Source organism: Bacillus sp. NPDC094077, from assembly GCF_050279465.1.
In the GTDB taxonomy this organism is placed as follows: Bacteria; Bacillota; Bacilli; order Bacillales; family Bacillaceae_G; genus Bacillus_A.
Genome location: NZ_JBNNUF010000003.1, coordinates 532,747 through 545,231, shown reverse-complemented (window position 1 = coordinate 545,231; position 12,485 = coordinate 532,747). Strand labels below are relative to the sequence as shown.

The 12,485-nt window shown below is 34.7% G+C and carries 12 protein-coding genes and 2 pseudogenes; 2 read left to right on the top strand and 12 right to left on the bottom strand.

Going from position 1 to position 12,485, the window contains the following annotated elements; translation table 11 throughout:
* Nucleotides 1-20: 20 nt before the first annotated feature.
* The 3 genes from nfsA to ACQKNR_RS11595 form a co-directional block, all read right to left on the bottom strand.
* A complete protein-coding gene (gene nfsA, locus ACQKNR_RS11605) occupies nt 21-755 on the bottom strand; it encodes an oxygen-insensitive NADPH nitroreductase (protein ID WP_427317920.1) in 735 nt (244 codons plus the stop codon).
* 187 nt (nt 756-942) lie between these two features.
* Complete coding sequence (locus ACQKNR_RS11600; RefSeq protein WP_427317918.1) at nt 943-1,260, bottom strand: DUF4870 domain-containing protein; 318 nt, start codon at nt 1,258-1,260, stop codon at nt 943-945.
* A 147-nt stretch (nt 1,261-1,407) separates the two neighbouring features.
* Nucleotides 1,408-1,986, bottom strand: coding sequence for a YdcF family protein (locus tag ACQKNR_RS11595; RefSeq protein WP_427317916.1), 579 nt, complete (start codon nt 1,984-1,986; stop codon nt 1,408-1,410).
* Between the two features lie 160 nt (nt 1,987-2,146).
* On the opposite strand from ACQKNR_RS11595, the gene ACQKNR_RS11590 reads away from it, so the two are divergent.
* Nucleotides 2,147-2,812, top strand: coding sequence for a DUF421 domain-containing protein (locus tag ACQKNR_RS11590; protein WP_427317914.1), 666 nt, complete (start codon nt 2,147-2,149; stop codon nt 2,810-2,812).
* 32 nt (nt 2,813-2,844) lie between these two features.
* Here ACQKNR_RS11590 and ACQKNR_RS11585 read toward each other — a convergent pair whose 3' ends face one another.
* Entirely contained in the window at nt 2,845-4,200 is a 1,356-nt protein-coding gene (locus ACQKNR_RS11585; RefSeq protein ID WP_427317912.1) for an MATE family efflux transporter, read from the bottom strand.
* 97 nt (nt 4,201-4,297) lie between these two features.
* Nucleotides 4,298-5,134, bottom strand: a complete 837-nt coding sequence (locus ACQKNR_RS11580) for a MerR family transcriptional regulator (protein ID WP_427317909.1) — start codon at nt 5,132-5,134, stop codon at nt 4,298-4,300.
* Nucleotides 5,135-5,403: 269 nt separating this feature from the next.
* Here ACQKNR_RS11580 and ACQKNR_RS11575 point away from each other — a divergent pair, with 269 nt between their 5' ends.
* A complete protein-coding gene (locus ACQKNR_RS11575; RefSeq protein WP_427317907.1) occupies nt 5,404-6,567 on the top strand; it encodes a cation:proton antiporter in 1,164 nt (387 codons plus the stop codon).
* 274 nt (nt 6,568-6,841) lie between these two features.
* On the opposite strand, the pseudogene ACQKNR_RS11570 reads toward ACQKNR_RS11575, so the two are convergent.
* The 7 genes and pseudogenes from ACQKNR_RS11570 to ACQKNR_RS11540 all read right to left on the bottom strand — a co-directional run.
* A pseudogene (locus ACQKNR_RS11570) lies at nt 6,842-7,051 on the bottom strand (IS4 family transposase); the annotation flags it as partial.
* An 85-nt stretch (nt 7,052-7,136) separates the two neighbouring features.
* Nucleotides 7,137-8,486: an aspartate aminotransferase family protein gene (locus tag ACQKNR_RS11565; RefSeq protein WP_427317905.1), complete on the bottom strand. Its 1,350-nt coding sequence runs from the start codon at nt 8,484-8,486 to the stop codon at nt 7,137-7,139.
* Nucleotides 8,487-8,675: 189 nt separating this feature from the next.
* Nucleotides 8,676-10,226, bottom strand: a complete 1,551-nt coding sequence (locus ACQKNR_RS11560; RefSeq protein WP_427317903.1) for a solute symporter family protein — start codon at nt 10,224-10,226, stop codon at nt 8,676-8,678.
* A 2-nt stretch (nt 10,227-10,228) separates the two neighbouring features.
* A complete protein-coding gene (locus tag ACQKNR_RS11555; RefSeq protein WP_427317901.1) occupies nt 10,229-10,570 on the bottom strand; it encodes a DUF485 domain-containing protein in 342 nt (113 codons plus the stop codon).
* Between the two features lie 223 nt (nt 10,571-10,793).
* A pseudogene (locus ACQKNR_RS11550) lies at nt 10,794-11,395 on the bottom strand (sterol desaturase family protein).
* A 67-nt stretch (nt 11,396-11,462) separates the two neighbouring features.
* Nucleotides 11,463-11,756 carry a cytoplasmic protein gene (locus ACQKNR_RS11545; protein ID WP_070141581.1) on the bottom strand — a complete coding sequence of 98 codons (294 nt, stop codon included), beginning with the start codon at nt 11,754-11,756 and terminating at the stop codon, nt 11,463-11,465.
* Nucleotides 11,757-11,775: 19 nt separating this feature from the next.
* A complete protein-coding gene (locus tag ACQKNR_RS11540) occupies nt 11,776-12,408 on the bottom strand; it encodes a LysE family transporter (protein WP_427317899.1) in 633 nt (210 codons plus the stop codon).
* Nucleotides 12,409-12,485 lie beyond the last annotated feature (77 nt).

The following is a 12,485-nucleotide window of genomic DNA, read 5'->3' as shown; positions in this document are numbered from 1 at the left end:
TCTCAGGTTTGCCTTTTTACTCATTTCTTATTAAATCCTTTCTCACTTAAAAACTCTTTCATATGCATTCTCTTCTCTTTAGACATAAATTTGCTCATTGATTCTGTCCATGTTACGTTTTTTTGATTTGACGATCTTTCTTTGTAATACGCGCTCATCGTTTCATCGTATTCGTTTAACAATTCATCATATTTCTTTTCATCATATCCATTTTCATGAAGAATTGCTGCTACTGGTAAACGTGGTTTCACTCCATGTTCTTCATCTGGTACACCGACTGTCATTCCGAATACGGGATATACTTTATCCGGTAAATGAAGCAATTTACTCACTTCTTTCGGGTTATTACGGATTCCGCCAATATAACAAATGCCGTACCCTAACGATTCTGCTGCTAACGCTAAGTTTTGCGCAAAAAGTGAAACATCGACCGTCGCAACGATAAAGTCTTCCACTCCTTCATGTTTTATCTCTGTACCATGTTTTTCACACGCCATTTCAAGTCTTTTTAAATCTGCACAACAAACAAAGAATGCTGCGCAGTCTTTCACGTGACGATTTCCGGATAGCTCTGCTAATTTAGCCTTTAGATCCTGATCTGTTACATATATAACAGAATAAGCCTGCACAAAATGCGAGGAAGCCGCATGCTGAGCAGTTTGTACCATTGTTTCTACTACATCTTTCGGAATCGATTCTTCTTTATATTTACGAACTGAAACGTGTTGCTGCATTTTATGTATTATCTTATTCACGAAATTCACTCCTTTTTTCTCTTCATAATGAAAAATTAACATACCTTTTTCATTATTCACAACTTATAAGCACAAAAAGAGCAATTCTTTGTGAATTGCTCTTTTTTTAAGTATCTATTAGTACGGTAAATGAAATTATATTACCTTACTGAAAACTACCGACAAATCCGTACGATATTATTGCATGTTACGCCGTTTTTAAAACTTTAATACCTTTTACGATATTCCAAATGAAGTAATAAATTCCTACAAGAATGAACACTGCATATGTCATCACCATGCCAATTCCAACGCCTTCAGATTGATTGAAGCTTAAACCGTATATCCCTGACACTGCTAATCCACCAAATAAGATTGCGTATGGGAAAATATGTGACCAAAATGCTTTTTTCGCATGATACTTCACTTCATCTTCCGCAATGAAGTAAACGATAATTGGCAGTAAAAATGGTGCAAAAAAGATACTAAAGTAACATAACGAAGATAAAATATTATTTCCTTTCATCCGATTCACCTCTAATGTTTTTTTGTTACCTTCATTATGTCAGGAAACCATTCTAGAAACTATCGCTTTACCTTTCATAAACATGACATATTTGTAAGATTTTCCTCAAAAAAATCCCGCCTGGAATTTCAGGCGGAATCACTTTCACTATATTCGATTCATAAACCAATATTGTGTAATTGCTAAATATTCTCGTATGTTCGATGGAATGATGATTGGCTTCGGTGTTTTTGCCGGAAGACCTTCTAATTGTAAACCTTGTTTTGCCGCTATTTTTTTCGCTCTAAACATATGAAAATCATTTGTTACGATCATACCTTTTTTCATATTGGCTGGAATTAACGGTTTTGAGAATTTAATATTTTCATCTGTGCTCGTCGACTTATCTTCCATTATAATTCGGTCTTCTGCAATATTTTGTTTCATTAACCCGTTTTTCATTGCTAATGCTTCTGAAATATCTTCTCCTTTTCCTTGTCCTCCAGATACAATAGCGATTGTTTTCTCATGTGATTTTAAATACTCAGCTGCTTTATCAATACGATATTGCAATGAGTATGATGGTTTCGTCCCATTTACTTTCGATCCTAGTACAATTATGTAATCAGCATCGTCAATTGCATTCATATGCCCATGCTTATAAATGTTATATTGTAAGAATCCCGCATACACAGCGCAAATCATTATCATAGCTAAAATAGACTTAATTATTTTCTTCTTTCTCATATTCATATACTCCTATTTTCTTTACTTCCTTCATCATAATATCCATTTATTTGTTTGTATACAGACAAATTCCAATTCACCCTAATTTATCCTTCGAAAGGTAATATTTATATTACTTTCGGGAATAGTAAGTACAACTTCGCACGAAGGAGTGTCACTATTGCTTCTCTTTTTATGTAACGTATCGTTCTTTTTCATTTTATTTTTACTATCACTTAAGTTACTTGGTAAATCCGCATTAGCACAACTAACTCCTCATGATTTTGGAGCCATTATCTTTTTATCTTATTTAGCTTTTCAGGCCATACCGGTCTCTGGTGCTTTGCAAGCATTTCTCGGTATGGTCGTTATTACATGTTTGCATTTACTCCTTACAAAATTAAGCCTACTCAACAAACTAAATCGTTTTATTCTTGGACACCCTATCATTTTAATTAAACATGGTGATATTATTTTTGAGAACTTACAAAAAAGTAGATATCCCATTGCTGAATTACTCTCTAACCTCCGCGTCGCAGGATATCCGAGTGTTCATGAAATTGAATACGCTATTTTAGAAGCGAATGGAGCCATTAGTATTTTACCAAAAAGAGAACTTGTACCATTAACTCCAAAAGATTTAAACATAGATGTTAAGTATGCTGGATTACCTATCGTCCTTATCGTCGATTCACAAATTCAATACGATAACTTAAAGTTAATCCATAAAGATGAAAAATGGTTATATAAAGAATTAAAAGAAAAAGGTATTACAAATATTAAAAACGTTGCTTTTGCTTCTGTTCAAGAAACAGATGGATCTTTTGCGATTAGTTTAAAAGAGTAAAAAATCCCCTTACATTGTAAGAGGATTTTTTATTATAGCGCTTCTTTTTCACTTACCATTCTTATTGGAACAGGGTGTTTCATACGATTCATCGTAAATACGATAATCGTTGTTATTCCTTCAGCTACTGGCATAACGAGCCAAATTCCATTCACACCAAATACCTTTGGCATAATCCATAACAATGGAATAACAAACACTAATCCACGGCTTACAATGATACATACTGATTTCGTCGTTTGTCTAACAGATTGGAAATACTCTCCATACACAATGTTATAACCTAAAAATACGTATTGAATAAAGAATAAGCTAATACCTGTTAATGTTAACTCCAATAATTCTGAAGATTGGACATCAAATAGACCAATAATATATTTCCCGAAGAATAAACCGACAATTATTGCAACGCCCCCAAGTACAAGTGCAATCTTCACGGCAAACTGCAATCCTTCACGCAATCTTTCTGGTAATTTTGCACCATAGTGAAAACTAGCAATCGGTTGTAATGCTGCACCGACACCGAAGAATAAGAGTAATGTCATCGCATGAATACTATTCACCATCGCATAAGATGCGACTCCTAATTCTCCCGCGTATTGAACGAATGCAAGATTAAAACCAATCGTTACAATCGCCACTGTAATTTCTGCTGTAAAGCTTGGGAAACCAATCACCATAATTTGTTTCACTGTATCCCATTCAAAATGGAATTTCGTCCATTTTAAAACACTACTCTTTCTAAAGAAATGGGTTAATAACACAAGGAAACCAATTGCTGCTGAAAGAATAGTTGCTGAGGCTGCGCCTGTTACACCCCATCCAAAGATAAAGATAAATATATAGTCAAAGATAATGTTCAATACAGCTGTTACGATAAGACCTGCCATTGCTAAATTTGGATTTCCATCGTTACGTATAAATGTACTTAAAATATTTTCTAAAACGTAAATCATCCCAAATGTTAGTAACACGTGTAAATAGTCTAGCGCATATGGCAAAATCACTTCATTTGCACCGAATAAATATGCTAAATCTTCTATTTTCCATAAACAAATAACCATTAAAATACCGACAATAACTACTGCTACTATCATGGATTGTGTAAAAATAGATCTTGCTCTTTCTAATTTTTTTTCACCGAGTGCTATTGAATATAAAGTTGCTCCACCCATTCCAATCCATAAAGAAATGGAGAAGAAAATGGAAAACGCCGGAACTGCAACGTTCACTCCTGCTAAGCCGTTTGATCCAACACCTCTACTAATCATGACCGCATCAATCATAATATTAACTGACATTAATACCATTCCAAGAACAGCTGGTATTAAATATGTCATAAATAAGCTTTTTATCGGTTTTTCTCTTAATGTTTCTGTTGCTTCCATACTAATTATGCTCCTTTTCTCAATGCTCTGTTCACAGTTTAAACCTTCAAGTAACTTTAAGGTCAAGAGAGAATTGAAAAATAGGTAACTTATTTTGTCATTTCTTTTTTTGTGTTATAGGAATTTGAATTTCTGTTATTTGCTCTAGTGGATTTTCTGTTACTGACCAATCAATTAATCCAATCTCAATTGAATCTCCACATATTTCGTATCCTTCATTATCAATTTGCTTCAATAACTCCTTATACGTTGCATCTGTTTCTTCATACGGTCCATGGTGATAAGAACATGCAAATAGGCCTTCTTTAATCTCATCTGCAGTATGAATTTGAAAAGGCATATAATCCAAAAGAATAAACACACTATTGTATGCTTGAAACTGATTTTGCAATAATGCTTTCTTGGAAACTGTTACACCAATATCTCCGGAAAATAAACTACTCTCAATTTGTTTCATATTTTTTTGCAATGAATGGATATAATACTCAAACATATCATCCGTTGTATTCGGCGCCACCGCAATCGCTGTAATTTTTCGCTGCGGGATTTCTTTAATTACCATTTGCTCGGCTTTCACCTTCGTTGCTTCCTTAATTAAATGAATTCTATGTTCCATTTTTGCCAAAGCATATTCAATTTCTCTTTGCTTCTTCAACATCATTTCTTGTTGCTTTTCAAGTAAATTGAGTGCATAAGATGGATTCCGCTCATCAATATATTTCTTTATTTCCTTTAACGGTATATTCAGCTGACGTAAAAATTTAATCATATCTAACAGTGAAAACTGATCAATTGTGTAATATCGATAATTCGTTTGTGAATCGACAATAGACGGATGAAAAATTCCTTTTTCATCATAATACCTTAATGTAGATTCCGCTATATTATGCATTTTTGCCATTTCTCCAATTGTAAAACGTTTATTTAATAACATATTCCCTTCTCCAATTCATTAAAAATGTAACCTTATTTCTTATTATTATATAGTGATTCCCTTCATACCTACATTGAATCCTATCATGAAAATCTGCTATTTTTTCATTGATTTTTAATTAATTTTATTATATATTAATTACAGGTTCAAATTACAAGTTCAAAAGAACCTGTAAAAAGACCCTTTGTTTAATGTAATTTTACATATCATCATTAAGCAAATTCCGAGAAATCGTTTAATAAAAATAAAAATGATAAGGAGAGGATCAGATGGAATTCGAATTTTTCTTTCAAATTGCACTTATTTTATTAAGTACAAAACTTGCTGGCGATCTTAGCGTAAGATTAGGTCAACCTTCTGTACTTGGTAAATTAATTGTTGGTATCGTTATCGGTCCAGCAGTATTAGGCTGGATTGAGAACTCAGAACTTCTAACACAATTAAGTAACGTTGGGGTTATTCTTCTAATGTTTATGGCTGGACTTGAAACAGACTTAAAAGAATTAAATGAGAACCGTAATTCTTCTTTAGCTGTTGCAGTCGGAGGTATCGTTCTTCCATTCGTAGGTGGTTACGTTGCCGGTCTTATTATGGGTATGGAACAAGGGAACGCTATATTTTTAGGATTACTTCTATGTGCAACAAGTGTTAGTATTTCCGTACAAACACTTCGCGATTTAGGTAAGATGAAAACACGTGAAAGTACGACGATGCTTGGAGCAGCTGTATTTGATGACATTCTTGTTGTTATTTTATTAGCATTTGCAATGAGCTTCTTAGGTACAGATGATGTTAACTTAACAATGATTATCTTGAAAAAAGTAGTATTCTTTGCTTCTATTATTTTAATCGGATGGAAAGGTGTTCCAGCAATCATGCGTTGGTTATCACCACTACGCGTATCTGAGTCTATCGTAAGTGCTGCACTTATCATCTGTTTCTCATTCGCATATTTCGGCGAACTACTAGGAATTGCTGGTATTATCGGTGCTTTTGCAGCTGGTATCGCTATTTCTCAAACAAACTACAAACATGAAGTAGAAAAGAAAGTAGAACCAATTGCTTATGCTATGTTCGTACCAGTATTCTTCGTTAGTATCGGTATGAATATTACATTTGACGGTATTGGCGATCAAATTTGGTTTATCTTAGCATTAACAGTAATCGCCGTATTAACGAAACTAATCGGTTGTGGATTCGGTGCACGAATCACTGGATTTGATGCAAAGTCTTCTGCAATTATCGGTGCTGGTATGGTTTCTCGTGGTGAGGTTGCTCTTATTATCGCAGGAACAGGACTTTCTTCTGGCCTATTAGCACAAGACTACTTTACAGCAATCGTAATTGTCGTTATTTTAACAACAATGATTACACCACCAATGTTAAAATACACTTTTGGTGCGAAAGATAAAACATTGAAAGCAAGTAAATAAGTTTCATATATAAAAGGAGATTACGATCTTATAAGATAGTAATCTCCTTTTTCGTTTCATCCTTCAACAATTCCATTCATTTTTCAAAAATGTATCTTGCTTCATCATCCTCAATGTCATTACTAAATGAATATACTTTAAGCGGTTCAGCCACATCACCATCAAGCTTAGAGTGCCAAGATAGTATATGTGAGTGTGATTTTTTGGGATTTCTACGACTAAGCTAAAGATGGGCATAACAAATAAACCTATTAAAGAGGTATTTCAAAAAATGTTATGCAACTTTGATACTTTGTGACAACGTATAATCATACACAACACCTAAGATATCAAAGACGGTCATCTTCTTATACCTATAACATTTGCGACCGTTCTTTTTGAGCAGCAAGTAAAGACGATACAGAATTTTTAAAAGTTCTTCTGTGCCAACAGCTATCGCTTGAAACAGTAACGAAAAGCAATCTTTAATCATATAAATCGCTTTGTCTTTTCAAGCAGAAACTGTCGCATTGAATTATGGCACAAAAAAGCGAGCTTTATATAGTAGCTCGCTTTTTTCTTTTTATTAATTAAATACGTTCCATCGCCGTTTTTAACGTTCCAACAACGAAAGCAATCTCTTCACTTGAAATAATAAGCGGCGGTGCTAATGTTAAAACGTTATTATATCCTGCTGTCGTCATACCATTTCGTCCAATAATAAGTCCCTTTTCTTTACAAGCATTTACAACACTTGCTATTTTGTCGTTATCAATTGGCTCTTTCGTCTCTTTATCATTTACTAGTTCGATACCAACTAGCAACCCTTTCCCTCTAATATTCCCAACAAGTGGATGTTCTCCAATCTCTCCTTTTAATTGTTCTAATAAAAGTGAACCCATTTGTGCTGAGCGTCCGATTAAATTTTCATTTTCCATAATCTCTAAGTTTTTAAGTGCTAATGCACAAGCTGCTGGATTTCCACCAAATGTATTAATATGACGGAAAAATTCATATTCTCCCGTTCCTTTAAATGTTTCATAAATTTCTTTTTTCACAGCTGTTGCTGATAATGGTAAATATGCGCTCGTAATACCTTTTGCCATCGTAACGATATCAGGCTTAACGTCATAGTTCATAAATCCAAATGCTTTTCCTGTACGCCCAAAACCGCAAATCACTTCATCGCTAATGAGTAGTGCACCGTGTTTTTGACATGTTTCGTGAACAGCTTTCATATAGTCTTGTGGCGGCATTAAAATACCTCCACCTGTAATAATTGGTTCCATAATAAAAGCTGCAATGGTTTCACTTAATTCCCATGTCATAACTCGATCGACTTCTTTTACACACTCTACATCATAGATATGTTGTGATTCCATTTCTGGCATACGGTAACAATCTGGAGGCGTTACGTGTAAAAATCCTGACGCAAACGGCTCATATTGATATCTACGCTGCGCCTGACCAGTTGCCGCCATCGTTGCCATTGTATTTCCATGATACCCGCGGTAACGTGACATAAATTTGTAACGGTGTGGTTCCCCCTTTTGAGCATAATATTGCCTTGCTATTTTAAAAGCTGTTTCATTCGCTTCCGAACCACTATTAGAGAAGAAAATAACATACTCTCCCCCGAGCCACTCATTTAACTTTTCAGCAAGCTTTATAGCTGGCTCATGTGATTGTGACATCGGAAAGTACGATAACGTTTGTAGTTGTTCATAAGCCGCCTCTGCAAGCTCTTTTCTTCCGTATCCACTATTCACACACCAAAGACCACTCATACCGTCTAAATATCTTTTTCCTTGTATATCTTCAACCCAGCACCCTTCTGCTTTTGCCCCTACCATTGTACTACTTGGACTAAAGGGGCGCATTCCATGCCAAACATATTGTTCATCTTTTGCTAATAATTCATCTGTTTGTTTCGTTTTCATCATTTCTTCCACCTTCCATAACAACTTATTTTTCACAAAGCTGCGCTGGTGCCATGATGAGTTAAATTTCTCCCTGCTTATTTTCATTCCACAAAATTATGACAAATCCTACTTACAATACAGTAATATTTATAAGAAAATGACAAAAGAAAAAGGGGCTTTTCTTATAATTCGAAAAGCCCCTCTTTTTTAGTGTGAAGATGCGTCACTAATACCGTGACCAGTATTAGATTTCACAAGAATTTCATCGAATTTCGATACATCTTCTTTCTTACTAGAGAAAATGGTTCCTAAGTATGCTGCTAGGAAACCAAGCGGAATCGAAATTATGCCAGGTGTCGTATATGGGAATATTGCTTCCCCAACAAAAATAGCTTTCCCGGCTACTGGATTCCAAACATTTGGACTTAACGCCACAAGAACAATTGCTGACACGAGTCCGACGATCATACCAGATATGGCACCCGTTGTATTAAAACGCTTCCAATAGATTGTAAATAATATAACTGGTAAGTTCGCACTCGCTGCAACTGCAAATGCTAGTGAAACTAAAAATGCTACGTTTAATGTTTGAGCAAATAACGCAAGTATAATAGATAATACCGCTACTCCAATAGACGCATAACGAGCCATTGACACTTGCTCTTTTTCCGTAGACTTTCCTTTACGTATAATTTCATTGTAAAAATCATGAGCAAATGCTGATGCTGCCGTTAACACAAGTCCTGCTACTACAGCTAAAATTGTGGCAAATGCAATTGCTGACACGAATGCAAATAAGAAGTCTCCACCTAAAGCTTTAGCTAATAAAGGTGCTGCCATATTACCAGCAGGATTTGCTTTAATAATCGCCTCATTTCCTACAAACGCTGCTGCTCCAAACCCTAAGAAAATTGTCATAATATAAAATGCGCCAATTAACCACGTAGCACACACAACAGATTGACGTGCCGTTTTTGCATCACGCACTGTAAAAAAGCGGACAAGAATATGTGGTAATCCTGCTGTGCCGAGAACTAGTCCTAAATTTAAGGAAAGTGTATCAAGACCATCTTTATACTTTACGCCTGGGTTTAGAAACGAATCTTTTAGCGGTGTAGCTGTTTTCATTTGAGCAAACATCTCTGTCACACTAAAATTAAATTTTGCGAAAACGATAACAGAAATAATAAACGTGCCGGCCATAAGTAATACAGCTTTTACAATTTGTACCCAGCTCGTTGCTGTCATACCTCCAAAAATAACGTACACTGTCATAAGTGTGCCGACGATTAATACAGATGTCGTATATTCGATACCTAATAATAATTTAATAAGTGCACCCGCACCAACTAATTGTGCAATCATATAAAAAATTGAAATTGTCATCGTATTAAGCGCGGCAATACCACGAACTTTTTTCGCATCAAAACGCGCGGCAATCATATCAGCAAGCGTATATTTCCCTAAGTTTCTAAGCGGTTCTGCAACGAGATATAGTACAACTAAATAAGCCACTAAGAAACCTATACTATAAAAGAAACCGTCAAATCCAGTTAAGGCTATCGCTCCTGCGATACCGAGAAATGAAGCAGCAGACATGTAATCTCCGGCAATGGCCAGACCATTTTGCCAGCCAGTTAGCCCCCCTCCAGCGGTATAAAACTCACTCGCATTTTTCGTTTTTTTCGATGCAAAATAGGTTATAACGAGTGTACCGAGGACGATAATTAAAAATAGAGCAAAAGCAGTAGTATTCAAATTCAGCCCCTCCCTTTTTGCATATCTTGCAGAATTTTTTGCGAGATTTCATCAAAGGATTCGGCTTTTTTGCTATAAATCATACATAATGACCATGTCATAATAAATTGCGCAAAAGCAAATATCCATGCCCATGTCACATCACCAAATGCCGGTGTATTAAGCACCTTTGAATACGATGTTAAAATAGGTAGTGCTATAAAAAAACTTAAAAAGAAAATACTCATCGGAACGATAAACTTCCTTTTCCTATCTAAAAGTAATTTAAATTCTTCTGACTGAACAATCTCTGTATAATTCACCTCATTTTGCAACTTACGTGCTGACGTATCATCTCGTTTCATTCTCTGGTCCCCTCTCCAACTCGAAATACATTTCCCCTTGCGCACCAAAAGATTAAATTTTACAAATATTCAGAAACTTATTTCCATTTTAGACAATCCATACATTCCTGCAAAGATTTTTCGATAGACATTTTTCGGCATTTTCTCCTAAAATTTTAATATACTTTTTCAAAATAAAGTGAAACTAGAATCCGTAGAAGTTTTGTACATCCAACACGGTTTATTAGCCCACTTCCCATAAATAGCCGTTATAAAGTGAAGCCCAAAAATTCTTTTTCTCCTTTTCCAAATTACGAGCTGTTTCGCTTAATTCAACATCTTCACCATCTTTAAGCGTTCCAAATATAAAATCAAATACCAGATTTGAAACACCAAACCAAAACTTTTCATTTTTATAATGGTGTAATATATGCTGTTTTTTTAGCCATCTTCCAAACTTAGTGAAGGGACGAATCGGCCTATGTGCAATATAATGTTTCCATTCATAAACGAGGAGAATCATATAAGTAAATATATAGTAAATCTAGGTATACTAAACCATACAGGAAAAAATAAAAGTTTTAAATCATCTGGATATACGTGATGATCATAATGTAATCTTCTTAACATTTTTAATAAAAATGCGTTTTTAGGTGGCTTTAAATGGAACAAAAAGCGAAGTGTCATATATTCGTTAAACGTATAAAAAACAATCCCAAACAAACACGCTAACATACCGATCCATGTAAAAAATTGCATTTTTAAAATAATGATAAAAGCAAATAGAATACTATACATAATAACAATATCATGTTGTAAAAAGAACTCTTTCCCCACTCTCTTCATATTTCTTCTCCCCTTTTCAAAAAAATAGTCGCAACATATCGTTACGACTATTTCTTTTCTATTCACCTTACAAATTTGCCTGCTGTTCTATTGTAGAGAAAAAAGTATTCGGACCAAATATATTTTGCTTCGGAATAATGTGTTCTACCGCAAACACTGTTACCTCTCCCCTTTGTACCTCTCCAATAATGAGCCCAAATACTTCATGATTTACCGCAAACGTCGGTTGTTTCGTTTGCAACAACCTTGCTGTATTATTAAATACCGCTTCATATAGTGGATTCCTATCAGTAATTTCTTTTCTAATTTTTGGTGCTAAAGTGATGATAATTTCTTTTCCATCAATAGTGGTTCGATACATAAAAATCTCCCCTTCAATCTTATGTGAACAACTGTAAAGCTTTGTATGCAAAATGGATAGAATATCCTACTAAAATAATACCTGCTCCGGCTGTTATGTAGCCAAGTGCTTTTTGTTTTAATAAAGTTCGTCCAAAATGAACAGAAAAAGCAATATTTAAATTCCACAAAATAATACCAACGATAATGCAAAGACTGTATAAAAAAGCTTCTTGTTTCGTTACCTTCGTAAGCAATGAACTAAGTGTACTTCCATATATACCAAACCAAAAAACAAGATTTAATGGATTGGATATGGCAATTAAAAACCCTGCCATAAAAGATTGTTTAAGTCCCCCTACCTCTTCTTGTTTATATTCTATATTCGAGTGAAAAATTCCTTGTTTTACACTTTGAAACCCTAAATGAAATAACAGGAAAAACCCCGCGCAATACATAAAAGCTTGTACATATGCATACATAAACACAGAAGATAAACCAAAGTAAATGAGCAGCATAAACAAAATGTCTGCAGTCATTCCACCAATTCCAACAACCCACGCATGCCAAAAACCACGTTCAATCCCTCGTTTTAACATTTCAATATTAATCGGACCTACCGGCGCAGCTAATGAAATACCTAAAACGATTTGCTGTATAATTGCTCCAAACATCGCTCTATCCTTTCTATTCCCTTTACTATTAAGTAATGTTGTAATTTTTAAAAATAGACTAGCTTTCATAAGAAATA

What these genes read in the sequence shown, in the direction of transcription:
- ACQKNR_RS11600 (WP_427317918.1), bottom strand. Translation starts at nt 1,260, where the DNA reads ATGAAAGGAAATAATATTTTATCTTCGTTATGTTACTTTAGTATCTTT.
- ACQKNR_RS11595 (WP_427317916.1), bottom strand. Translation starts at nt 1,986, where the DNA reads ATGAGAAAGAAGAAAATAATTAAGTCTATTTTAGCTATGATAATGATT.
- ACQKNR_RS11585 (WP_427317912.1), bottom strand. Translation starts at nt 4,200, where the DNA reads ATGGAAGCAACAGAAACATTAAGAGAAAAACCGATAAAAAGCTTATTT.
- ACQKNR_RS11580 (WP_427317909.1), bottom strand. Translation starts at nt 5,134, where the DNA reads ATGTTATTAAATAAACGTTTTACAATTGGAGAAATGGCAAAAATGCAT.
- ACQKNR_RS11575 (WP_427317907.1), top strand. Translation starts at nt 5,404, where the DNA reads ATGGAATTCGAATTTTTCTTTCAAATTGCACTTATTTTATTAAGTACA.
- ACQKNR_RS11565 (WP_427317905.1), bottom strand. Translation starts at nt 8,486, where the DNA reads ATGAAAACGAAACAAACAGATGAATTATTAGCAAAAGATGAACAATAT.
- ACQKNR_RS11555 (WP_427317901.1), bottom strand. Translation starts at nt 10,570, where the DNA reads ATGAAACGAGATGATACGTCAGCACGTAAGTTGCAAAATGAGGTGAAT.
- ACQKNR_RS11545 (WP_070141581.1), bottom strand. Translation starts at nt 11,756, where the DNA reads ATGTATCGAACCACTATTGATGGAAAAGAAATTATCATCACTTTAGCA.
- ACQKNR_RS11540 (WP_427317899.1), bottom strand. Translation starts at nt 12,408, where the DNA reads ATGTTTGGAGCAATTATACAGCAAATCGTTTTAGGTATTTCATTAGCT.